This window comes from Bartonella sp. CL71SXKL (genome assembly GCF_042194935.1).
Taxonomy (GTDB): Bacteria; Pseudomonadota; Alphaproteobacteria; order Rhizobiales; family Rhizobiaceae; genus Bartonella.
The window spans coordinates 127,973-152,950 of the sequence record NZ_JBHINI010000001.1; the positions used below are offsets into that span (position 1 = coordinate 127,973).

12 protein-coding genes are annotated in these 24,978 nt (G+C 37.1%); 8 read left to right on the forward strand and 4 right to left on the reverse strand.

What is annotated here, in order from left to right:
- Positions 1 to 463: 463 nt before the first annotated feature.
- Together ACFILA_RS00500 and ACFILA_RS00505 are read right to left on the reverse strand one after the other, a co-directional pair.
- Positions 464 to 5,122, reverse strand: a complete 4,659-nt coding sequence (locus tag ACFILA_RS00500) for a translocation/assembly module TamB domain-containing protein (protein WP_375660471.1) — start codon at positions 5,120 to 5,122, stop codon at positions 464 to 466.
- Positions 5,122 to 7,086, reverse strand: a complete 1,965-nt coding sequence (locus ACFILA_RS00505; RefSeq protein ID WP_273790214.1) for an autotransporter assembly complex family protein — start codon at positions 7,084 to 7,086, stop codon at positions 5,122 to 5,124. The genes ACFILA_RS00500 and ACFILA_RS00505 overlap by 1 nt, the downstream gene beginning before the upstream one ends.
- A 407-nt stretch (positions 7,087 to 7,493) precedes the next feature.
- Between ACFILA_RS00505 and ACFILA_RS00510 the strand changes: the two genes are divergently transcribed.
- Positions 7,494 to 9,026, forward strand: a complete 1,533-nt coding sequence (locus ACFILA_RS00510) for a YifB family Mg chelatase-like AAA ATPase (RefSeq protein WP_375630585.1) — start codon at positions 7,494 to 7,496, stop codon at positions 9,024 to 9,026.
- An 11-nt stretch (positions 9,027 to 9,037) separates the two neighbouring features.
- Here ACFILA_RS00510 and ACFILA_RS00515 read toward each other — a convergent pair whose 3' ends face one another.
- Complete coding sequence (locus tag ACFILA_RS00515) at positions 9,038 to 9,943, reverse strand: transporter substrate-binding domain-containing protein (protein WP_273790212.1); 906 nt, start codon at positions 9,941 to 9,943, stop codon at positions 9,038 to 9,040.
- Positions 9,944 to 11,246: 1,303 nt separating this feature from the next.
- Between ACFILA_RS00515 and gyrB the strand changes: the two genes are divergently transcribed.
- The 4 genes from gyrB to coaBC all read left to right on the forward strand — a co-directional run bounded on the left by gyrB (position 11,247) and on the right by coaBC (position 17,659).
- On the forward strand, positions 11,247 to 13,679 hold the full coding sequence (gene gyrB, locus ACFILA_RS00520; RefSeq protein WP_273790211.1) for a DNA topoisomerase (ATP-hydrolyzing) subunit B: 2,433 nt from the start codon (positions 11,247 to 11,249) through the stop codon (positions 13,677 to 13,679).
- A 118-nt stretch (positions 13,680 to 13,797) separates the two neighbouring features.
- Complete coding sequence (gene ubiE, locus ACFILA_RS00525) at positions 13,798 to 14,580, forward strand: bifunctional demethylmenaquinone methyltransferase/2-methoxy-6-polyprenyl-1,4-benzoquinol methylase UbiE (RefSeq protein WP_273790210.1); 783 nt, start codon at positions 13,798 to 13,800, stop codon at positions 14,578 to 14,580.
- Positions 14,581 to 14,582: 2 nt separating this feature from the next.
- Positions 14,583 to 16,169 carry a 2-polyprenylphenol 6-hydroxylase gene (gene ubiB / locus ACFILA_RS00530; RefSeq protein WP_273790209.1) on the forward strand — a complete coding sequence of 529 codons (1,587 nt, stop codon included), beginning with the start codon at positions 14,583 to 14,585 and terminating at the stop codon, positions 16,167 to 16,169.
- Between the two features lie 68 nt (positions 16,170 to 16,237).
- Entirely contained in the window at positions 16,238 to 17,659 is a 1,422-nt protein-coding gene (gene coaBC / locus ACFILA_RS00535) for a bifunctional phosphopantothenoylcysteine decarboxylase/phosphopantothenate--cysteine ligase CoaBC (protein WP_375630590.1), read from the forward strand.
- 1,873 nt (positions 17,660 to 19,532) lie between these two features.
- Here coaBC and ACFILA_RS00540 read toward each other — a convergent pair.
- On the reverse strand, positions 19,533 to 20,252 hold the full coding sequence (locus tag ACFILA_RS00540) for a sulfate transporter family protein (RefSeq protein WP_375630592.1): 720 nt from the start codon (positions 20,250 to 20,252) through the stop codon (positions 19,533 to 19,535).
- Positions 20,253 to 21,226: 974 nt separating this feature from the next.
- On the opposite strand from ACFILA_RS00540, the gene accD reads away from it, so the two are divergent.
- The 3 genes from accD to ACFILA_RS00555 are packed head-to-tail and all read left to right on the forward strand — an operon-like array spanning position 21,227 to position 24,513.
- Complete coding sequence (accD, locus tag ACFILA_RS00545) at positions 21,227 to 22,147, forward strand: acetyl-CoA carboxylase, carboxyltransferase subunit beta (protein WP_273790206.1); 921 nt, start codon at positions 21,227 to 21,229, stop codon at positions 22,145 to 22,147.
- A 4-nt stretch (positions 22,148 to 22,151) separates the two neighbouring features.
- On the forward strand, positions 22,152 to 23,471 hold the full coding sequence (locus tag ACFILA_RS00550) for a folylpolyglutamate synthase/dihydrofolate synthase family protein (protein WP_273790205.1): 1,320 nt from the start codon (positions 22,152 to 22,154) through the stop codon (positions 23,469 to 23,471).
- A 43-nt stretch (positions 23,472 to 23,514) separates the two neighbouring features.
- Positions 23,515 to 24,513 (forward strand): complex I NDUFA9 subunit family protein, encoded by a 999-nt coding sequence (locus tag ACFILA_RS00555; RefSeq protein ID WP_375657977.1) that lies wholly within the window; start codon positions 23,515 to 23,517, stop codon positions 24,511 to 24,513.
- Positions 24,514 to 24,978: the final 465 nt, after the last annotated feature.

The following is a 24,978-nucleotide window of genomic DNA, read 5'->3' on the forward strand; positions in this document are numbered from 1 at the left end:
CGAGATGATTCATAAGAGGCATTTTTAGTCATTTCTTAATAGTTTTATCCACACAGGATTCCCCGCTTGTAGCATACAAGCCGAATGGTTTTGATTGATTCAATACGAAAGAGATTCGTACGATATTCAAAGTTCTAATTCAAGTTGAATAACAATAAATTATCTTTATAAATCAATATATTGCACACACTACATTCTTTAGGCAACAGCACGATATGGGCTTGAAAACAAGGTAAGGTATTTCTCTAAAATAAATATATAGCAGCAAAATAACATACTATCTTTCGTGAAGATTTTGTCCCTTTAGAGAATAGCATAACAAAAAATCGAATATTTCAGATATATCTCTTCACGCCTCAACAAAAAGCTTCTTCTTTTATAGGATTTCTAGTCTATGCCTCCTTCCTCAGATTTAGAAATGAAAGACAAAAAACGAAGAAATTGTTTTTTTAAAATTCAATCTTTAATAATCTCTTTCATAAAAGAGACCTATACTAGAATTTTGTTCATTTCCTATAGCACCTTTAGCTTTGAGATGACGCGAAATATCTAAATTAATTGTCCCTTTCGTCGTTCCATCAGACCCTGCTTCAAAGCCCAAATAAATATTATTGTGTATGTAGCGTCCAATACGTAAGCCTGTATTACCCTTCTCATTAACGATAACATCAAGATCATCAAGTCCAATTTTAGTTCGTAAAGTATTCAACAAAGATGTATTAGAAGCACCTGCAAGATCAGCCGCTGCTGCTGCAAGTTGAGCAATCTGAAATGGTGATAATTCATTAAGAGAGCGATTAAAAATCAAACGAGCCAAAATCTCATCCTGAGGCAAATTTGGTTGTGAAGAAAAATTAATATCAAGATTATCAACCGTCCCACTTACAGTTACAGTGACGCGAATATCACCACTGTTATTGTTGGTTACAAAATAAACCGTAGGATTAAGATTACCACTAAAACTCGCTTGTCCTTGATCAAAATTAAGACGTTGCGACAGGATATCAAAACGTCCACGAATCATTCTAAATTCACCAACTGGATGCACATCATTCAATGGACCTGCTAGATTAATACGTCCTCCCAGTTCAGCATCTAAGCCTTTTCCGCGTACAAAAAATTGATTGCGTGCTGTAATACGCATATTTGATAGCACGACAGATGACGATTCTTGTGTAACTATACGGCTTTTGCTTTTGTTCGTGTTCTTAACATCAGCACGTTCAAGTGTTGTTTGAATCGATTTAGTTAAATTCTTATTTCTAACATCAAGAAACTTGGCACTTTTAAAATGATCAGGAACAAAAACTTCAGCTTTTTCAACGATGATATCACCACCAAGAACAAGATTATTTAAAAAATGACCTGTCATTGTCATCTCACCTGATAATGTTGCCAGAATCATAGAACCATCATTATAATTGGCATTATCAAGATGAAATATCAAATCTGTCTCTAGACTATTAGAGATACGACCTGAAGCAGAAATTCCCCCCCCCTCAAACGAAGAAGCTGAAGCTTTCTCTATAAGGATATGATCACCTTTCAATTTGCCTTCAAGCTTTATATTATTCAATCCTACATTTGTTTGTGAATCAAAAAAGCTACCGTCGCCTATAGAAATATTTCCTAACAATTGTGGCTTTGATAACGCCCCATTAAGAGATGTATCAATTCTTGCTGTACCCGTTATATGTGCACCACGCTTGGCTAATAAGAGATTAACAAAATCAAGAGGCATTATCCCTTTAACGTTTAATTTTGCCTCTGAACCATTAAGAGACACAGGCCCATAGATGGAAAGATCTAATCCTTTATCTCCAGTAGCTATCATATTTTCAATATGAAATGTCGATTTTTTATAAGAACCACGAGCATTTATATTGATTGACATCGGTCCTTTATGCGTCATAGCGGTTAAATTTTGACTAGAAAGCTTAAAATGAGCAGATGGATCCTTCATTGTTCCACCAATATCAACTTTACCTATCACTGTCCCATCAAGCGCTTGTCCTGCAATAAAACCATTCGCCAAACGTGCAGATAAATTTTGCAAATTAATATGAAGATCAAGCGCATTTTTCTCTAGAGATACATGCCCCTGAGCTTGTGCTTGTACTCCTTCTCCGGTTAAATTTGCATTCAAAGTAAGATTTTGATCTACAGTGTTCCCCGTAGCAGAAAGAGAAAAAGGCATAATTTTTTTATCTTGAAAAGCAACGGTTGTCAGTCCCTCACCTTTTATATCGTAAGTTATATCAGGTTTTTTTAAATGACCACGAATCATAACCTGCCCTGTTACACTCCCTGCTGCTCCAAGATCGGATTTCCACAGATTGACTAAAGCAGCAGGAAGCGCATTCATTGTAAGTTGCAAATTCATGGTATCTTGAATATTCCCTGCTAAGATGATGTTGCCTCCATTTATTGCAATTCCTAATTCATTGATTGTCATTCCATCTTTATCAAAAGCAATTATGGATGGCTTCGGCAATGTTGCATGAAAAGTATGTTGTTTTAAGTCCACAGTTTCAATTTGCACTTCTCGTTTTATACTTTCTGGAAGTTCCTCAACCATTAAACGACCAGAAAGCCGTGCATTGAGAGTATCATGCAACATCGCTTGGACAGTAAAAACCGTTTGTCCATTATTCCTATCAGCGTGAGCATTTAAACGATTGACCATTACCAAAGGTGTTTGAATATGTTCTGCATTGATAACTCCTTCAAACTGAGTCATGCCAAAAGGATCGAATATGTCAGCATCTATTGCCAATTTTTTTATTTTATTCTTGGAAAAATTCAAATGGTTAACATGCGCCTTCACATTGGTTTTTTGTCTGCCATTTTGTTCATCAAAAATAAAATCTCCTTTTACTTTTCCACTACCATCCTGCAAAAATAACGCTGAAAGTACGGAAATATCATCGGCATCAATATGCAGCGCTCCTTTCAAAAAACCGCCAAGTTGTTGAGAAAGATCACCCGTTATTTTTGCACTTCCCCCTCTAATATCGATATTTTTAAGTTTTCGAATTTTATGAGAATCTTCAAAAGAGGCCGATACATGCAAAGGTTTCTTAGCAAAAATCCCTTCACCTTTTACCACCCCCGTTAAAGAAGTAATTGGTGCTGTATTATCTACAAATGCATCTATGTTAAGTGTTGTGTTTTGAAGTTTCTTCCCTACAATTAATGCTTCAGCAATATGGGCACGTGTATTTAGTTTTATATGGCTATTGCGCCCTCTCGCCGTACTTTGAATTGTAAGCGCACCGCTTATCTTTGGATCTAATTTGGACAAATCAGATATTTGAGCAGATAGATCCATTTTAGCGCTTTCATCTGAAAAATAACCATTAGCCTCTATGTTTGTATATTGATTTTTCAAATTAAAATGACGAAAAATGACACCCCTCGTATTTCGAGTAACACCACCTGAAAGAGTGATGTTTCCTTTGAATAAACGATCAAAAGACTGCATGCCTATTTTCATATCGTCAGCCATTCCTGATAATTGGAGATCAAAAATGCCACTCAATAAACTGATCGTTCCTTTGGCTTTAATATCTGCACTACCAGAAAGTGATTGTTTACTGAACACTTCCAAAGGAGTTAATGTTTGAGCTTTTAAACCGAGATCGCCTTTAAAAACAAAATTCTCCATTGTCCCTTTTAACCAAGAAGAAAAACCCTGAGCCGTAACACTCAGATCATGAATCAAAATTGGTTTGTTCGAAACAATATCCGTATCTAAATGCACATGAACCGCTTGGCTTAAATTTTCTACTAACGCTCCCTTAATCTTTTTAACCCCTTGAAGCGTCCCTTTAACCTGAACACCAACATGACGAGAAGCTGCATTATCAAGATTTTCGCTTACTCCTCCCATATCAAAAATTGCATCGCGAATATAAATATTTTTATTGCTTAAATGATTTACAACCAACCGCCCACTCCAAGATTGTTGACCTTCGCGACCATAATCAATGTTCAAAGCAAGAGTATTCGCAGATTTTGGCACGTCTGATATAGGTAAATGAACAGAATCCTTTTCGTTATCAAGAGCCATTTTTCCATCAACAAAAAGCCGTCGCAAAAATCCATCGGCGGTTATTTCAGCATTGGCTATAACGTTCATTGCTTTGTTCTGAATAACCATCTGATCAAGGTGTGTCACACCTTCTTTTGTTCTTCTTGCCTTTGCTTTTAATGTTATATTAGATTCGAAGAGACTACGATATTGAGAAGGTATTAAAGGGCTCAGTGTTCCCTCTAGTTTCGTAGAAAAACTCTGTCCTTCTGGAACACTTGCAAGAATAACATTACCATCTACAATAGAATGATGATCAGACTCTAAAGAAAGTTTGATAACCAAATCATCAAAAGTACCATCACCTTTCAGGACGAGATTTAATGCTGGACATTGTTCAATGTTAAAAATATTCGCCAAAATACCATTTTGTGGTTCGTTAGCAGAAATATCAATTTGAGCTGTACGATTACTATCAGATATCTTGGTGAGAACAGAAAAAGAACCCGGTGCATCTAAACGATGCGCCGCTATATCGACATCAAAATTACCACTAGCCAAGGTGAAATTGCCTTTTAAGGACATATCAGCAGAAAAACCAAAAAGATTCTGTTCAAATGTCACATGTTGAGCAGTAAGCGTATTGATAGAAAGAGCAAGCGGCAATTTTGGTAAAGAAAACTTACCCGTCTCAAGGGAAGAAACAAAAGAAGAATTGCCTTGCGGTTTGCGTAAAAATGTAACCTGTTCTGCCGAAAGCTGGTTAATATCCATCCGCCCTCTCAGCAATGCTAGACGATTCCAATCCATTTTAGCATTGGTAATTTTAAGCCAAACCCCTTTTTTATCACTGACAGTAATAGTATCAATTGATGTTTGAGAAGACAGTGTCCCTTGCATATTGTGTAAACGAACTTGACGATTAGGCGCTGAAAGCTTTCGTTCAATTAAAGAAACAAACCATGAGCGATCATCTGTTTTCATTTCGCTAGAGGGAAGAATGTCTCCTCTTTGCGCAAAAACAAAACCACCCACCCCAAAAAACAAAAATACAAAGAAGAAAGCTGATAAACGTACACCTTTTTTCATTAAAATGCTTGCCCTATACCCACATAAAAACCAATGCGAGGGTCACCCTTCTCTCTCTTTAAAGGAAAGGCTAAATCAACGCGTAAAGGACCAAGACCCGTCATATAACGTCCTCCTATACCGGCTCCCCATTTAATTTTTTGAGAAAAATCAAAATTCGCCTTTTCCCCTACTAAACCTCCATCAAGAAAACCGACAACCCCTATTTTATCATTTAAAGAAACACGCAATTCTGCCGATCCCTCAATAAGCGCCCGTCCACCAACAACCGCATCATTTTCTATTTTGATACCAATATTACGGTAAGCATAACCACGAACAGAGCCCCCACCACCAGCAAAAAAAAGCGTATTTGCGGGTACTTGTGCTGTATCATTCCCAAGAATTGTACCAAGCTTTGCCCGCGCAGCAACAACAAAACGATCCCCTTCATCCAACGCCCAATAAGAACGACCTTCTGCTGTTACTTTTGCAACAAAGTTGCTAAAACGCATCTCATAAAAAGGCTCAATGAAAACTTCACCATATAAACCTTTTGTTGCATTAAACTTATTATTACGACTATCGTAAATCAAGCCGCTAGGGAAACCGATTGTTGTAAAATTACGGCTCCCAAAATAGATATCACGTGAATAACCATTTGAAACTTCTACAGCAGCCTGTCCCGATAGATTACCATTGAAAATATGCGTAATACCTAATTTTCCTTTGATGGCTTTTGTCGTATAATTTTCTAAAACATCTTGTTGTATTTTTAATTCTGACCTGAGATCTGTATCTGGCGTGAGTACACCAGGCTTTATAAACGTGCCACCGAAAAGATAATCAAAATTTTTAAAATTATATGATTGCTTTTTATTGCTACCAACACCACTTATTTTTGTTTCAATTTTAAGAGTCTCTGCATGACCCAAAAGATTGTTATGCATCCAATAAGTCTCAAAACCAGCACCATCTAATGTTGAATAGCTACCGCCTACACCAAAACGACGCGGTTTACGTTCTTGTACAACAAGCATAAGCGGTAAACTACCATCTAGATTAATAGTATCAGCCTCACGTATATTGATAGCACGAAAAACACCAAGGCGCGCAAGACGTTCATTTGCCTTAGCTAACGCATCGGAATCGTATATCTGCCCTGGTTTCAATCCAGTCATCCACGCGATATAAGCTGAATCTACACGTGGTTTCTTACTTATATTACGCACACTTAAAGGACCATAATGAGCCTTTTGTCCAGGACCAACAACAATCCGTCCTTCAACACGCAATGTAGCATGATCAGCCACGACTTCACTCTTCATAATTTTAGCTTTAGCATAACCTTGTTGCCGCCATCCTTCTATCGCCCATTTTTCTGCTTTCAAAATGGTTTCAGATTTAGCAATAGCCCCAACTTTATAGCCCAATTCTTCAATTGTGGGCATTTTATGCGCTTTACGTTTTTCAAACGGAGCTACTTTATCAATATTGGCAATACTAAAAACATATTGTGGACCAGCATTAATTGTAATAACGATATTCGATTGTGCTGGAAGTTGAGTTACCGGACTTAAATCAGCGACTTCTAAGCCATTAATTTTAATACTAATAACACCACCATAGCGTCCATCAGCATAAAGAGCAGAAAGAATTGCTCGATAATCTGAACGCGCCTTGGCTAGCAAACCAGAAGAACTGGCGGATGCTTTCTCTTTATCAGCAACAAGAGAAGAAACAGATTTAACTATTTTTATACCTTCTAATGGCGCACCTGGCGGTGCAACAACATCAACTTTATAAAATCTCTCTGTACTTTTTGCATAATGTGAAGGAGAATTTGTTTTCTTTTTACCAAAAAGAGGAATGCCGAAAAAATCAAATGCAGCAAGAGGCTGTGGAAAAGAAAAAGAAAAACACAAGCCTATAAAGACACAGCGCACAGTCCCTGATTTTAACAAAATTCTTGTCTGGTATACCATAAAATCAGATACCTTATAATACACTTTGCATCTACTACGCTTTAAATAATATAAAAATAAGAAAGGTAAATATAATTACTTTGCACATTTTACGCGTTTTATCACATCAAATAACACTCTGCGATACATAACGTCACCCTCCCCTTATATTTTCATAAAATTCTGCACTGTTGTATAACACGAACAGCCTCATTCTTTTTTTCTTAACATATTTATTTAGCTTATTATAAATGTTTTATTGCGTCCCATATTATCATGGTTAAATTTGTACAAATGACTTTCCATGAGAACGCTAAAAACTGCCCATGTATATAGATCTCTCTATAAAAAAAACCATAGAGATGCTTCTTGATTTTTATAAATAGATATGATTGTCTCTACCAAGTCTAAAGGGGGAAAATAAATAAATGATCGCACGTATTACAACTGTTGCTTTTCGCGGTCTAGAAGCAGTCCCTGTCGATGTACAGGTTATGATTTCGTCTGGTAAAATAGGAATGGCTATTGTTGGATTAGCTGATAAGGCAGTTGCAGAAAGCCGTGAACGTGTACAAGCAGCCCTCCACGCTTGTGGACTTTCTATGCCTACTAAACGAATTACGATTAATCTTGCACCAGCTGATTTGCCTAAAGAGGGATCGCATTATGATTTGCCAATCGCCGTAGGCTTAATGCTTGCTATGGGAATCCTCCCTCCTGAAGTAGCACAAGACTATATCATTTTAGGAGAATTATCACTGGATGGTTCGCTTACCGCTGTTAATGGTGTTTTACCAGCCGCCATGACAGCTTTATCACTCGATAAAGGGCTGATTTGTCCCTTCCAATGTGGACCTGAAGCAGCATGGGCAAATGCAGAAATAAATATTCTTGCTCCAGAGACTCTGCTCACTATAGTCAACCATTTCAAAGGAACCCAAATTCAAAAACGTCCACAACCGCGCCAATATACTATCGAAACTGAACTTCCAGATCTTTGCGAAATCAAAGGACAAAAAACAGCCAAACGTGCCTTAGAAGTTTGTGCTGCTGGACGCCATAACCTTTTGTTTGTAGGCCCCCCTGGTGCTGGGAAATCTATGTTAGCGCAACGCTTACCTTCCATTTTGCCACCTCTTGATAGCCGTGAGCTTTTAGATGTCTCTCTGATTGCTTCTATTACAGGAGAAACGGTTCATAATACCATTTCACTTCATTGCCCCTTTCGTTCCCCACATCATTCTGCTTCCATGGCCGCAATGATTGGTGGGGGGCTTAAAGGACGACCGGGAGAGGTCTCCCTTGCCCATAATGGTGTGTTATTCCTTGATGAATTGCCTGAATTTTCTCCGCAGGTTCTTGATTCTCTTCGTCAACCTTTAGAAAGTGGGGAGTCAGTTATCGCCCGCGCTAATCACCATATTAGCTATCCTGCTCGCTTCCAACTCATTGCCGCAATGAATCCTTGCCGATGTGGTATGGCAGGCGAAAAAGACCATGTTTGCCCTAAAGGAATACGCTGTCAAATCGATTATCAGTCCCGTATTTCTGGTCCTCTGCTTGACCGAATTGATTTACGGATTGATGTCCCTGCTTTGACAGCTATGGACCTTATGCAACCAGAACAATCAGAAAAAAGCTGCGACGTTGCCAAACGCGTCGCACGATGCCGTACCATTCAAGCTAAACGTTTTTCAACAATGGGGTTTGATCATATTCGTACCAATGGCGATTGCCCTGCCAAAATTATAGAACAGATTGCCATTCCTGATAAAAGTGCGACCATACTCTTACGAGATGTGAGTGAAAAAATGCACCTCTCTGCACGCGCTTATCATCGCATTCTCAAAGTTGCACGCACAATTGCTGATCTTGACGGATCAGATACTCTTTCACGCTATCATCTCGCAGAAGCTATTTCCTATCGACTAGGTGCAGAAAGATTAACAGCCCTTAATTAAAAAACTATTCATTAATAAAAACTTATTGGAAAATAACGCAAATAAAGTTCTGTGAGTTTACCATCTTCTTCTAGTGATTTTAGCGCATAATTGAGTATATCAACCAATTTTTCATTCTTTTTTGCAACAGCAAGCTGCATTCCTTGCCCCAATAACTGTGGCGCCATATATGCCCCCCCAACAAAATGGCAGCAATCAACAGATTTTTGTTTTTTGAACCATAATGATAAAGCAAATCCATCATCAAAAATAAGGTCAATTTTACGCTCTTGTAACGCTTTATAGAGTTCTTCTCTCTTTTTAAATCCTTGCCATTTGGCTTTAGGAAAATAATGTTGAAAGAGTTTTTCGTGAACACTTTTAGACAAAACACCACTGGTTAAATGTATCAATTGATCGCTTATTGGCTCATCGAGATTTAAACGTCGAGAAGCAACAAATCGCGCTGGAAAACGTAAATATGACTTTGTAAAAACAAGATCTTGCTGGGTTTTACTTGTTTCTTTTAAACCCGCAATAATGACTTCCGCATCACCATTTTCAACATGTTCTACAAGCTCTTTCCAAGGAATCACTTCTACTTCACAAAGCTTCTCTAATTTTAATTTTGAACAAATAGCGCGCAATAAATCGATATTATAACCTGCAAGATGCCCCGTTTGATCAATAAAATTAAAAGGAGGAAAATCAAAAGTTGTTACAAAACGCAAACGAAAGATATCCGTTGTATCAGGTTGTACCAAGTGTTCATGCGAATCAAAAAAAGAAGGCAGCCTTTCAGCTTCTGCGTAAGAGGAAAATAGAACCCCCCCTGCTACAAATAAAATACGAATAAAAATATTGTATGGATTATTGAATAAAAGATACCGTAAACGCAATTGAAGATGTTTTACATATATAGATTTTTTTATTTTCAAAATCTCTCCCCCATTTTTCAAAACTAAGATGCAACTCTTCTTAACTATTATCTAACGCACTTCACCAAAATATCTGGCGTTTAATAAATAAAATTCTTGCTATTTTTTAAAACTGTTAAAAAATTTAACAGTTTTCATATATTTTTTTTGAAACCATTGAAAATGCTTAGATTTCTGATGTTAATTTTCCAAAATAAATATATAAAAGGTAATTTTAGAGAAAGGCGATTTAATTTTTTAAATATAAGAAATAGGCTGTATATACTTTAGTGGCACACTTTATTTTATCAAAATATCTCGCGTATCTTAAAATATTAAGACCATTTCCTTGCGTATCACAACTAGGGAAGTATATAGATACTATTGAAGAAAAGAGTAAAAATACCCCTCAAATGCCGAGGTTTTTCTCAACATTAAGGTTGCATCAACATTTAAGAGTTGAAAAATAAAATGATGATTCTGGTTTGTGCTTTATTGTCAAGATGGGAAAGGTGGGAGACATGAATCTTGTAGTATTCACAGGGTATTTTGCGCTATACTATTCAAACATCGTTGTAAAATGAGTTTGGAAACATTGAGAGATGTTCCTTAAAAAGCGCGAGAATATCAGCGCAATGGTGCTTTGTTTTAAATGAGGGACGTAACCTCCATTACAGGAATGAGAAAAACATAAAGCGTAAGATAATGCGTCATCACCCTCATTATTCAAAAACATCACCGTAGACGTTTTTTAAAATTGTAAAGTTGAATATAAAAGATGATCGTGGAAACGTGTTTTTATATTTACGCGTTTATATTTTCCTCAAATGAGGCTTTTTTCACATTTTAAAGATGACACAAACCAATATACACAATATTTTCGCCTCAATCTAACATACAAAAGTTTGAACTGCTTAGAGAGCTCGTAACCTTTGTTTTAAATATATGGTAGAATTAGGATTGAAAATTGATTTATGGATAAAACAAGTAAGACCTCTGTTAGAGTAACACAAAAATGCATAACTAATTTTAAAACATTACGCATATGCAAAAATAAACAAAGTAAATAGCATCGTTTTATGAAACAACTTTTTGTATAAGTCAAAAGTGTTTATTCGCCTTATATCACCGCCCTCGTGTTTTACAGCATAACAGTACACTATCATTTCATCATTCTCTCCATTATATATCGACAGATATTGAATCTAGATCTGATATACGGTAAATATTTAATGTGGTTATTCCATAAATAACTGATCAGAACATTGAGCTTTGAAAAAAGCGGATAAAATATTGTAAATTGAACACAGGAATGGACTAACTTATGAGTGATGAAATAACCTCACCAGTACAAAGCAATAACTATGATGCCGCTTCTATCAAAGTTCTCAAAGGTCTTGATGCTGTACGCAAACGTCCTGGTATGTATATCGGTGATACTGATGATGGATCGGGTTTACACCATATGGTCTATGAAGTTGTAGACAATGCTATTGATGAAACTCTAGCCGGTCATGCTACTCTTGTAAACGTCACGCTCCATGCTGATGGTTCTTGTTCTGTTCGTGATAATGGACGTGGAATTCCGACAGATATCCATCCAACAGAAGGTATTTCTGCAGCTGAAGTTATTATGACACAGCTTCATGCTGGCGGAAAGTTTGATCAAAACTCTTATAAAGTTTCAGGCGGATTACACGGTGTTGGTGTCTCTGTTGTGAATGCATTATCCGTTTGGCTTAAATTGCAAATCAAACGCAATGGTAAAATTCATGAAATATCATTTACCCACGGGGTAGCTGATGCTCCATTAAAAGTTATTGGCGATTGCGATAGAGAAAGTGGAACAGAAATCAGATTTTTACCAAGTTCTGAAACTTTTACTATGGTTGAGTTTGATTTTGAAACTTTGGAGCGCCGCTTACGGGAATTAGCCTTTCTAAATTCTGGGGTTTATATTCTTCTTGTTGACGAGCGTCATGCTGATATTAAATCAGTTGAATTGCATTATGAAGGTGGATTAACGGAGTTTGTCAAATATATTGACCAATCAAAAAAAGCCCTGCTTGATAATCCTATTTATATTGCAAGTGAAAAGGATGGTATGAGCGTTGATGTTGCCCTATGGTGGAATGATTCCTATCATGAGAAGGTCTTGTGTTTTACCAATAATATTCCTCAGCGTGACGGTGGAACTCATTTGATAGGTTTTAGAAGTGCCCTTACGCGCCAAATTAATGGCTATGCTGAATCTTCAGGTATTGCTAAAAAAGAAAAAGTGAACTTAACCGGTGATGACTGCCGTGAAGGATTAACAGCTATTCTTTCTGTCAAAGTTCCTGATCCAAAGTTTTCTTCACAAACAAAGGATAAGTTAGTCTCTTCTGAAGTGCGCCCTATTGTTGAAAATTTGGTCAATGAAGGTCTTTCAGTATGGCTGGAAGAACATCCTCATGAAGCAAAACTTCTCATTAGTAAAGTGGTAGAAGCTGCAACAGCACGTGAAGCAGCGCGCAAAGCACGTGAACTCACAAGACGAAAAGGGGCACTTGATATCACTTCTCTGCCAGGAAAGCTTGCCGATTGCCAAGAACGTGATCCTGCAAAATCAGAAATCTTTATTGTCGAGGGGGATTCGGCTGGCGGTTCAGCAAAAAGTGGGCGCTCACGTCAAAATCAAGCAATTTTACCCCTTCGTGGTAAAATCCTCAATGTTGAACGAGCACGTTTCGACCGCATGCTCTCATCTGATATGATTGGAACACTTATTACAGCTCTTGGAACGTCTATCGGTAAAGATGAATTTTCACCGGATAAATTACGTTATCATAAGATTATTATCATGACGGATGCGGACGTTGATGGAGCCCATATTCGAACTTTGCTGCTTACTTTCTTTTTTAGACAAATGCCTGAATTGATTGAACGTGGTCATCTTTATATTGCTCAGCCTCCTCTTTATAAAGTATCGCGTGGAAAATCTTCCCAATATATTAAAAATGAAGCAGCGTTTGAAGAATTCTTGATCGATACTGGATTAGAAGAAACAACGCTTGAGCTTTCAACGGGAGAAGTTCGTGCAGGGGCTGATTTGTATCAACTCGCTAAAGATGCTCGTATATTACGTCAACTTTTAAATGGTCTTCATACCCGTTATGATCGTAATATTGTTGAACAAGCAGCAATTGTTGGCGCTTTTAATCTTGAAGTCTTTGCATCACAAGAAAAAGCGCAAAAAATAGCAGATACTATAGCACACCGCCTTAATCTGATTGCTGATGATATGGAACAAGGTTGGAGTGGACAATATACAGCAGATGGAAGTTTATGTTTTGAGCGTATTTTGCGTGGTGTTAAAGATGTTGTTACGCTTGATGTGGGACTTATAAATTCAACTGATGCACGTCAAATTGATCGCATTTCCCAAAATTTTATCGACATATATCATCCTCCTGTTCTTTTACGTCGCAAAGATAAAACAGAGCGTATTTTTGGTCCTATGAGCCTCTTAGAAAGCATTTTTACAAACGGTAAAAAAGGTGTTACTCTTCAACGTTATAAAGGTCTTGGGGAAATGAATGCTGAACAACTTTGGGAAACAACGCTTGATCCCAATGCACGTTCTCTTTTACAAGTAAAAATTAATGATGCAACCGATGCAGATTCACTTTTTTCTCGTCTCATGGGTGATGAAGTTGAACCTAGACGTATTTTTATTCAAGACAATGCCTTAAACGTTGCCAATCTTGATATCTAAAGGTACTCTTCTGTTTTTGGCTGTGTAAATGTCGTAGTTTTATACGTTGTTTTTTCGTAGTTGAACATTCCCTCTCTATTTCATTTACGATAAAAGAAAAATAAGGAAGATCATATACATGGCAATTGAAACAGAACGTGTAGGAACCAAGGGTGGCATGGAGCACTCTTTTGGTTTTACAAGAGTAGATGAAACGCAAAAACAATCCATGGTGGATGGTGTGTTTCATTCTGTCGCTGAAAATTATGACAAGATGAATGATATCTTATCCTTAGGGCTACACCGTGTGTGGAAAAATTCCATGGTTGCTTGGCTTTCCCCACCAGCACTTTCTCATTGGAAAGTTCTTGATGTCGCTGGCGGTACAGGTGATATTGCTTTTCGTATTCTTAATGCTTCACGCCAAAAAGCCCATGCTACAGTACTTGATATTAATGGCTCAATGCTCAGCGTTGGCAAAAAACGCGCACAAAAAAATGGTCTTGCCCCTCTGATTGATTTTGTTGAAGCCAATGCAGAAAATCTACCTTTTGAAGATCAAAGCTTTGACGCTTACACGATTGCTTTTGGAATTCGCAATGTTCCTCATATTGATCAAGCTCTTAGAGAAGCTTTTCGTGTTTTAAAGCCCGGTGGACGTTTCTTATGTTTAGAATTTTCAAATGTCGAGATGCCTTGGCTCGATAAAATTTATGATCTTTGGTCTTTCCATGCTATCCCTACGCTGGGTCAATTTATCGCAAATGATGGCGATGCTTATCGTTATTTGGTTGAATCTATCCGCAAATTTCCTAAGCAAGATGATTTTGCCCATATGATCAAGCATGCGGGGTTTTCGCGGGTATCGTACCGCAATCTCACCGGTGCGATTGCAGCGCTGCATTCAGGTTGGAAAATTTAAAAATGGTGCAAATTTCCCCTTACTTTCAATTGATGCGTGCAGGATGGGTTTTAACACGTGAAGGTGTTTTAAGTGCTCTTCCTCATGATGATCTTCAAGGATTTCCAGCGCTATGTCATCGTATAGCGGGCGCATTAGCAAGACGCAAAACAAAAAAGAAACAGCGATCTGAAAATATTTCGTATGCCATTAATAAGCTTGGACCCTCTTACATAAAACTTGGTCAATTTCTTGCAACAAGGCCTGATATTGTCGGCCATGATATTGCGAAAGATTTGTCACAACTACAAGATCGCGTCCAAACATTTTCTTGTACCGCCGCTATTGCTCAAATTGAAAGTTCTCTTGGTCGCTCTATTGATGATTTATTCGTAAATTTTTATCCCCCCATTGCCGCCGCTTCTATTGCTCAAGTTCATCCAGCTGAATACAGTGATGAAACTGGCCATACGACAAAATGTGCTGTAAAAGTTATTCGTCCCAATATCAGAGCACGTTTTTCTAAAGATCTTAGAGGATTCTATCTCATTGCTCATTTACAAGAGCGCTATATCCCTGCCTCTCGAAGGCTTCGTCCTGTTTGTGTAGTGGATACTTTAGCACAAACAACACGGCTTGAAATGGATTTACGCCTAGAAGCAGCAGCTATATCTGAAATGGCTGAAAATATTCAACATGATACAGGCTTTCGGGTTCCACGTATTGACTGGGAACGGACAGGACGTAATGTCCTTACAATGGAATGGATTGATGGTATAAGAATATCCGAAACTTCCAAACTTAAAGAAGCAGGTTTTGATTTGAAGGCACTCGCTATTACGCTTATTCAATCTTTTCTTCGCCATACACTGCGTGATGGTTTTTTTCACGCCGATATGCATCCTGGTAATTTATTTGTAGATGAAAAAGGATGTATTGTTGCTGTTGACCTAGGCATTACAGGAAGGCTTGGTAAAAAAGAAAAGCATTTCCTTGCTGAAATCCTTTATGGCTTTATTACCCGCGATTACCATCGGGTTGCACGCGCCCATTTTGAGGCAGGTTATGTTCCTTCCCACCATAATATTGAAAGCTTTGCGCAAGCCAACCGCGCTATTGGCGAACCAATTCACGGACAATCAGCACAAAGCATTTCCATGGCTAAATTGCTCACTTTATTGTTTGAAGTCACTGAATTATTTGACATGCAAACGCGACCTGAACTTTTATTGTTGCAAAAAACGATGGTTGTTGTGGAAGGCGTTGCCCGCACATTAGACCCCACTTTTAATATGTGGAAAGCTTCTGAACCCGTTGTCAAAGAATGGATTAGTAAAAATTTAGGACCCGTAGGCGTTGCCAAAGACTTTAGTGAAGGAGCACAAGCTCTCCTTTCGCTGGCACGCAAAACACCACAATTGGTTCAAAATTTCCAACGGATAGAAGAAGATTTTAATCAAATGAGAAAAACAGGTTTTAATCTTTCTCCTACTACCCTCAAACAACTTGCTGTGGAACAAAGTCATCGAAACCGTTATGGTCGTTATAGCCTTTTCATCATTGCACTTTGTTGCACTTTTCTTACTTTTTACTTTTTTCATCTTTTCTAATCTCCTTAATATGCTAAAAATATCAACAATGAAATCATTGCAATCATTTTATTTCTTGGAGGTATTTTATGGCCAGTATTACCATTCGTAACCTGTCTCCTGAAACCAAAGAAGCTTTGCGTATACGCGCCGCGCAAAATGGTATTTCTATGGAAGAAGAAGTCCGACGCCTTTTAAGCAATCCCACTCCTCTCACCACACAACCCCTTCATGCTAGTGCTGTTGAAGTGAAATCATTGAAATCAAAATCTCTCCTTCTTATTATTGGTGGAAGTATTGCATCCTATAAAGCACTTGATTTGATTCGCCGTTTACAAGAACGTGGAGCACACTTAAAAGTTGTAATGACAAAAGCAGCGCAAAAATTTATTACGCCTTTAGCCGCTGAAGCTTTAAGCGGTGGTACTGTATATACTGATTTATTTTCACGCGAAGAAGAACATGATATTGGACATATCCGATTAGCACGTAATGCTGACCTTATTATTTTAGCCCCTGCTACAGCCAATCGCATTGCAAAAATAGCCAATGGCATAGGAGATGATCTGACTGATTGCATTCTTTTAGCGGCACGCTGTCCACTCTTAATTGCACCCGCCATGAATCCGTCCATGTGGGCGCATCCTGCCACTATTCGCAATGTTGCACAACTGCGCGCAGATGGCGTTCATATCATCGGACCAGAAATCGGAAATATGGCTGAACGTGACGAGATAGGATATGGGCGCATGAGCGAACCTTTAACTATTGTTGCTACCATAGAGGCTCTTTTGAATGGGCATGAAAAACCTCTCTCTGACCGCCATTTCATCGTTACCTCTGGCCCTACCCATGAACCAATTGATCCAGTACGTTATCTTGCTAATCGGTCTTCAGGTAAACAAGGCCATGCCATCGCAACCGCTCTTGCGCATTTGGGTGCAAAAGTAACACTTATTTGTGGACCTGTTAATCTTGCAGACCCACAAGAAGTAAAAACCATTCATGTTGAAACAGCACAACAGATGTTACAAGCCGTTCAAACCGCATTGCCTGCTGATGGTGCCATCTTTGTTGCCGCTGTTTGTGACTGGCGCAGTCAAACGCAGTCTTTACACAAAATTAAAAAGAATGCTCATAAAATACCACCATCCCTTCATATGGTCGAAAATCCTGACATTTTAGCAACGATTGGACACGCTCCAAACCGCCCCTCACTGGTCATTGGTTTTGCTGCAGAAACATGTGATATCATTGCCAATGCGCAAAAAAAATGTGTTGAAAAAGGAGCTGATTTCATTCTTGCTAATGATATTTCTCTTCAACTAGATGGTACAGGTGTCATGGGTGCTGATACAAATCAAGTTTATCTCGTAAGTAGAAAAAAAGTTGAACAATGGCCCCATATGAGTAAACAACACGTAGCGCAAAAATTAGCAAACGTGATTGTATCATTTTTTGCCCCCAAAACACCTACTCCTCATGAGGAAAATATACCCCTTTGCAAATAATAACTCTTCAAACGCGTTGATATTAAAAAAACCTATAAAATAGAACTGACAATAGGTGTCTATCCATCTCGATTGTTATACAATATTTTTGATTTATAATGATAATCTCGCATTGTTCATATTAAATTAGAACCCAAATATCGTAAGATTCTCTCATTTCCAATCTCTCTCATGTTAAAGCAATAAAAATCATTTTCTTGCACATTGCAAACAAGGATAGCTGTATGAATACAAAACGTTTAAGAAAGAACTAAAAACGCTTATAATGGACCGTCTCAAGAACCAAGGGCCGTCTTGGGCAACACTGAGGATGATGGTGCCAGCGTGCTCTTTTTATTAAGCGTAAAGATAGTGATGCCCTATAAGTTTTATATTATTCACGAAAGCTTTACCCTTATACCATTCATGGGCGCGATTGCGAAATGGGTGTGACGAGCGTTGGGAAATATTTTTTTAAAATCCCGTATCACCTTAGCCTTCATAAAAGTAGGATCTCTTGCACCACTGTCTCCCCAGCTTATAAAAAAACAAGCTATCATTCACTTTGGCTACCATCAATTTTGACAAAGCTCTTGCACTGGATAAAATTTATAAAAAGCATTTTCTTTCTTCAATGTTTTTATCCCCATATTGGTCATATTTATGATATGCAAATAAATGATTTTGATTGTTTCATGATGAGAGCAGCTAATGAGAAAATATGATAGCTTTATTTGGAACTCTTATTCACTATGAAAAATAATATATAAATCAATATATTATAATATCTCAATGCAATTTAAAGCATATCTCACACTGACGCTTATAAAGAGTATAGACAAAATTCATTGCACCACTGTCTAAACTGACGCCTTTATTATTTTCCTCAGTGATCGGTCTTTAAGATTAAATGTGTGTGTCCTCTCTCCAGCACACCAAGACCACAAAGACTAGAATTTTATCCATGATATCCTCACATTGTAATGATTCATGAAAAGCATTTTTATTCCTCTATCGAAAGCCTTGTATCCATACATTGGTCTCGTCTATAATGTGCAAGTAAATAATTTTTTGATGTTGAATAGAGACTTTGAAATTAAAGAATATTTCTATATTTTGGATTCTTATTCAAGTTGAAAATGATCAATTCTCTTCATAAATTAATGGTGTTATTATCTAAAAATTATTTGATACAGTGCACCACTTGTACGAAAAGTGCTTCAATGAATTCTTATTTCATTGCACTTATAGCTTTTAAAATCTCATCATTTTTAATCATCAGTGGTGTCTCTCATTCTTTGCCTCTTCTTAAGAAAGAGCTCTTCCATGGGATCGGACGGTCAATCGCCTAAGCTTATTTTTTCCACCATATTAATCATTTTCTATCTGTTGCCAAAAATCAGAATATCTACGGCGCTACTACGTTACTCCTATATAACTACGTGCTTGTTTTACACAGATATCTTTCAATAATTGCCAAAACACTCTTATGAAGAGTATACACTCTCCATGAATGGTATAAAATACATTATGCTATCCATTTTTACTGAAATAGAAGGTACAAAGCGGCACCATCATACTCTTTTTCAGTTTTCAATGCGACGATAATGTTTGCATTAAGAGGATTCATAAAAGATATTTCACGCCTTTTTGAAAGTACTCTTATCTGCACACCACCTCCGTTTATGACATATTAACAAACGATTTCAATTGATCTAATATGAATAGGACTAAAATGAGAAATCCTCATGATATTTAGGTTTTTCACTCATGTTGTGAAACAATAAATTATCATTATAAATCAATATATTGCTTTAATAAAAGATAAAGTATAAAATTTTATATTATGCTTTCTTTGGCTAGCAATTTTTATTAACCTTAAAGCCAAGGAACACTATTTTTGTGTAATGCGTGCCATGGTCTTTTGGGAAAGCATTTTGTGTAAATATGTCATAAAGGCGGCTGCAAAAAGCGGTGTTGCTAAATTAAGAATTGGAATTGAAACAAAAAGCGCTATCAATAATCCTGCACCAAAAACCGTTGTGTAATGAGTATGTAAAAAAGCACGTGCATCTTGCTCTGTTCGAAAACGATAAGCAGCAAACAAGAAATATTCATGACCGAGCAAATAACCATTAATAAGATAAAAAGCAATTAAATTAATACCTGGTATGAAGAATAAAATAAAAGCAATTCCATTACCAAGAAGGCTTAAAATAACAAATTTAAAGGAAATGATAAGAGAACGCCGAAACGGCAAAGCTTGTCCAATAGGCTCGTTTGGGTAATCCTCTTTTTCAATAATTTCAGCAGCAGAGTCAATGAAAAAACCACCAATCATAGCTGCGATTGGTGCAATCAAAAAAGCCAACAAAAGAGCCAAACCAAGATTAAAAATGATAAGCATGCTAAAACCAATCCATCCTGCCCAACTAGGGAGTCCAGGAAGAAATTGAGCAATCCAGGGCCAAAAGTAAGACACAAAAAGTTGGTGCACACATAACCATAAAATGGTGAGAGTGAAAAAAGTAACCCCCAATGCTTTCAGTATCATAATACGATATTGCGAGGTCAAAAGACGTTGTAAAGCACGATAAGCAGCAGTAAAAATCATAGATTAATAAACTAAGGAAAGACGCAAAAAAAACAAGAAATATATTTAAAGAATGTACTGTATAATTTTTTCTTTCTTTGAACTACAAGATTTTTTTCAAGAACATTATAAAAAACGGCTAGGGCTTCTTTGTTTAAAATAAAGTTTTAATGAATAGAAATTTTGAATTTTAAAAACCAAGAAGAATTTAAAAAGCAGCTGTTGTAGAAGAAATTTTTAATATTTTTGTACAGAGTGTAGATTATTGCATTTGTATGATATATGTAAAAAATTAAGGAATAATAACTATTTGGGAGGAAAGTTGTTTACTTTTATTTATTCAGTAGAGTTGTTTAACTTCGTTTAGCTACGTGCTTAATTGTTTTGCACAATTCCTAATACTCTGTACTTTTCTACTATTTGGCGGCATGCTTTTTCCTCTTGTTTTTATTCAAAACAATATTGAGTTCAATGGAATAGGAATATTTTGAGCGTATTCAATTTTAATTGTAAAAAGCATACGCTTTAAAGAAACCTTTTGAAAAAAACCTTGCTCTGATGTTAGCGTTTCGCTAATATAGCGTTGTCGTATTCATTATCTTTAATGGATTATTTTAGCCTTGTTAGCGCCTTATACTATAAGGTTTCTTTTCTTCAAAACTGTTGATACGAATGATTAATTGGATATTCATTTTTATTAAAAAATAAGGCGTTTGTTAACCACACAAGGAGTGAATTTTAATACCAAAGTAAAAAATAAAAAAATGTAAGTTCTTAAAACTTATGAGAAATTTATTATAGGAAATACTCTTCATGATGCATATAATTGTTATGATATGGGAAAAATTAAAAATTAAAAAACAAGCTATACGTACACTGATAAAAGTATTAAATAGACTCCTTTGTTCAACCGGTAAAGCAAATGTGACTGCTTAAGTTCTATATTCTTTCAAATCATGCAAAAGATGCACAATATTTAAAGGAAGGTTATAAAGATGAACTGGATTACAAATTATGTTCGTCCTAAAATTAACTCTATATTGGGGCGCCGTGAAATTCCAGAAAATCTATGGATTAAAGATCCTACCAGTGGTGAAATGGTCTTCCATAAAGATCTGGAAGCTAATCAATTTGTAGCTCCCAATTCTGGCCATCATATGCGTATCAGTGCTAAAAATCGTCTCATGCATTTTTTTGATGATGGTGTTTATACAACTCTTGAAAATCCAAAAGTTGTAACAGATCCTTTAAAATTTCGTGACGAAAAACGCTATATTGACCGGTTAAAAGATTATCGTTCTAAACTTGGTGTTGATGACAATATTTTAAGTGCACGTGGTACGATTGAAGGCTTACCAATTATTGCAATCGTTCAAGATTTCGCCTTTATGGGTGGATCACTCGGTATGGCTTCAGGAGAAGCTATTATCAAAGCTTTTGATACTGCTATTGCTGAAAGGCGCCCGCTGGTTCTTTTTGCTGCTTCTGGTGGTGCACGCATGCAAGAAGGAACACTCTCGTTGATGCAAATGCCTCGTACAACAGTAGCGATTGAAATGTTGAAAGAAGCAAAACTTCCCTATATTGTTGTGCTGACCAATCCAACCACCGGTGGTGTTACTGCTTCTTACGCCATGCTTGGTGATATTCACATTGCCGAACCTGGCGCTATGATTGGTTTTGCTGGTCCACGTGTAATTCAACAAACTATACGCGAAACCCTACCAGAAGGTTTTCAAAGTAGTGAGTATCTGCTTGAACATGGTATGATTGATATGGTTGTATCGCGTTTAGACATGAAAACAACCATTGCACGTCTTTTACGCTTGATGATGAAACGCCCTGCTGTTTTTAACCCTTCCGATCCATCCCCAACAGACTCTCAAACATCGCTTTCTACAACAAAAGCAGCTTAAATTTATGCAACAAAGCCAAATACAAAGGGTGGTGGATGATTTACTAAAAAATTATCCGAAAAAATTTGATCTTTCTTTAGAGCGTATTGTTCACCTTTTAGAGCGTCTTGGTAATCCACATTTAAAACTTGCACCTGTTATTCACATCGCTGGAACAAATGGCAAAGGATCTGCCTCAGCAATTTGCCGTGCTCTTTTGGAAAGTGCAGGCTACCGCGTTCATGTCTATAGCTCACCTCATCTCGTCAACTGGAATGAACGCTGCCGGTTAGGTCAAAAAGGAGGTGGTCAACTTGTTACAGAAAACCAATTAGCTGAGACAATCCATGAAATTATAAAAGTAAATCGTCAAGAGCCGATTACTATTTTTGAAATTTTTACAGCCGCTGCCTTTATGCTGTTTAGTATACATCCAGCTGATGTTGTCATTTTAGAAGTTGGATTGGGAGGACATTTTGATGCTACCAATGTCGTTAACAAACCAGCTGTATCACTTATTATGCCCATTGATTATGATCATGAGATCTTTCTTGGAAAGACAATTGCTCAAATCGCTTTTCAAAAAGGAGGGATTATCAAACCAAACGTTCCTGTAGTCATTGGAAAGCAAAATTATGAAGAAACTCTTGCTACTCTAATACCCCTTGCTAATAAAAATAAAGCATCTTATTCTCTATTTGATCAAGATTATCAAAGTTATAAAGAACATGGACGTATGGTTTTTCAAAACAATCAAGGTCTCATGGATCTTCCCCTTCCTAACCTTATTGGAGACCACCAAGTTGCTAATGCTGGCGCGTCTCTTGAAGCAGTCTTTCAAGCAGGTTTTCAACTTTCAGAACAAGCCATAAATGATGCTTTGAAAAATATTTATTGGCCCGCACGAATGCAACATCTTACCCAGGGACATTTGGTTGATCAACTGTCTCCTAATATCGATTTATGGTTAGATGGTGGTCATAATCCTGCTGCTGGAAAAGTTATTGGAGCAGAACTTGCACAATGGAGAAAAAAAACAGATCGTCCTATTATTATGATTGCTGGCATGCTCAATACCAAAGATGCTGTCGGTTATTTTCGTTCCTTAGCAAACCTTGTCGATAAAGTATATACGATACCGCTGATTAACAATAATGCAAGTATCTCTCCAATAAACTTAGCTGAATCAGCGCAAAAAGCAGGAATCCTTGCTACTCCACAAGCTCATCTACAAGATGCTTTGCATAAGATTAAGGTGGAATATAAAGAGGCAATTGTCCTTATTGGTGGTTCCCTTTATCTTGCGGGCGATATTTTGCGTGACAATAAAACACCTCCGTGCTAAAAATTAGCCATTTTTAAAACTTTGAAAGATAGACTTTTTCATCATGCAACTTGATTGTGCACTTTATCAACATCCTAAACTTATTACTGTTTTTGGCGGATCTGGTTTTGTAGGACGACATGTCGTTGAAACTTTGACTAAGCGGGGGTATCGCGTTCGTATCGCTGTTCGTTGTCCACAAAAAGCTTATTACATGCTTCAAATAGGAGAAGTAGGACAAACCCAAATGCTTAAAACAGATATCAAGCATCGTGCTTCTGTTGCACGCGCATTGCTTGGAGCTGATGCAGCAGTGTTTTTGCCTGGTAGCTTAAAACAAGCAAATCAATCGAATTTTAAAAAAACACAAATTGATGGTGTTTACAATGTTGCTGAATTAACAGCAGAAACTGGTATTCCGCTAATCTATATGTCAACACTTGTGGCTAACGAGAATGCTTCATGTCTTTATGCACGTGTTAAGCTTATGGGTGAACAAATCATTCATAACAAGCATCCTCAAGCAATTATTATCCGTCCATCCGTTATCTTTGGACCAGAGGACTGTTTCTTTAACACCTTGGCAGATTTGTCACGTTTTTTACCAATTATGCCTCTTTTTGGAGGTGGGCAAAGCAAATTGCAACCCGTGTATGTTGGTGATGTTGCTGAGTTTATCGCGCGCGCTTTAGATGGACAAGTTGCTTGGGGAAAAAATTATGATCTTGGTGGTCCCCAGATTATCACCTTCCAAAATACTCTTGAAAATATACTCAAAATTATTCACCGTAAAAAAACAATCCTATCCATGCCCCTTTCTGCTGGTCTATTGATTGGAGGAATTTTGGGAACAGTCGGTAAATTGCCTTTTGTACCAACACTCGTAACAGCCAATCAGATACGTTTTTTGCAAATGGATAACATTGTTTCTAAAGAAGCTATAGAGAATGGATATACTCTAGAAGGTGTGGGAATTACCCCCAGAGCAATGGCAGCATTCTTGCCAAGTTATCTTTGGCGATTTCGTCCACATGGTCAATTTTCCCAAAATCTATTCGTTTAGAATAAATTCTTCTAAAACTGAGTTAATTATTTGATTTATAATTCATCGCTCGTTGTTAGCAGTTTTAAAATCAGAGTGTTCAATAGAGTGATGTTTTTACATTTTAAATACTCTATTCAGTATCACAAAAAATGTTTAATCGTATATCTATAATCTTTTGATAAAAATCGTTGAAAACAAGAGAAAAGCACTTCTTATAAACTGTCTTTATCCAAGAGCAGATGCAATATTGGAATCCTAAAGAACCGATTCTGAATTGCCTATTCATAAACATGATAGCCTATGGCTTTGCATTATATTATTTTGCTAAAAAGCTTAATAATGAGATTAAAGTAATACTTCCTTTTTCAACAACCGCATAAGTGAGTAGAATATGGGTATACTACTTTCGATATTATCCCATAAAAAATCGATATAAAAACTGTGAAGCAATGCACCATTTTTATTATTTAAAAGGTATTCCCT

What these genes read in the sequence shown, in the direction of transcription:
- ACFILA_RS00500 (WP_375660471.1), bottom strand. Translation starts at nt 5,122, where the DNA reads ATGAAAAAAGGTGTACGTTTATCAGCTTTCTTCTTTGTATTTTTGTTT.
- ACFILA_RS00505 (WP_273790214.1), bottom strand. Translation starts at nt 7,086, where the DNA reads ATGGTATACCAGACAAGAATTTTGTTAAAATCAGGGACTGTGCGCTGT.
- ACFILA_RS00510 (WP_375630585.1), top strand. Translation starts at nt 7,494, where the DNA reads ATGATCGCACGTATTACAACTGTTGCTTTTCGCGGTCTAGAAGCAGTC.
- gyrB (WP_273790211.1), top strand. Translation starts at nt 11,247, where the DNA reads ATGAGTGATGAAATAACCTCACCAGTACAAAGCAATAACTATGATGCC.
- ubiE (WP_273790210.1), top strand. Translation starts at nt 13,798, where the DNA reads ATGGCAATTGAAACAGAACGTGTAGGAACCAAGGGTGGCATGGAGCAC.
- ubiB (WP_273790209.1), top strand. Translation starts at nt 14,583, where the DNA reads ATGGTGCAAATTTCCCCTTACTTTCAATTGATGCGTGCAGGATGGGTT.
- coaBC (WP_375630590.1), top strand. Translation starts at nt 16,238, where the DNA reads ATGGCCAGTATTACCATTCGTAACCTGTCTCCTGAAACCAAAGAAGCT.
- ACFILA_RS00540 (WP_375630592.1), bottom strand. Translation starts at nt 20,252, where the DNA reads ATGATTTTTACTGCTGCTTATCGTGCTTTACAACGTCTTTTGACCTCG.
- accD (WP_273790206.1), top strand. Translation starts at nt 21,227, where the DNA reads ATGAACTGGATTACAAATTATGTTCGTCCTAAAATTAACTCTATATTG.
- ACFILA_RS00550 (WP_273790205.1), top strand. Translation starts at nt 22,152, where the DNA reads ATGCAACAAAGCCAAATACAAAGGGTGGTGGATGATTTACTAAAAAAT.
- ACFILA_RS00555 (WP_375657977.1), top strand. Translation starts at nt 23,515, where the DNA reads ATGCAACTTGATTGTGCACTTTATCAACATCCTAAACTTATTACTGTT.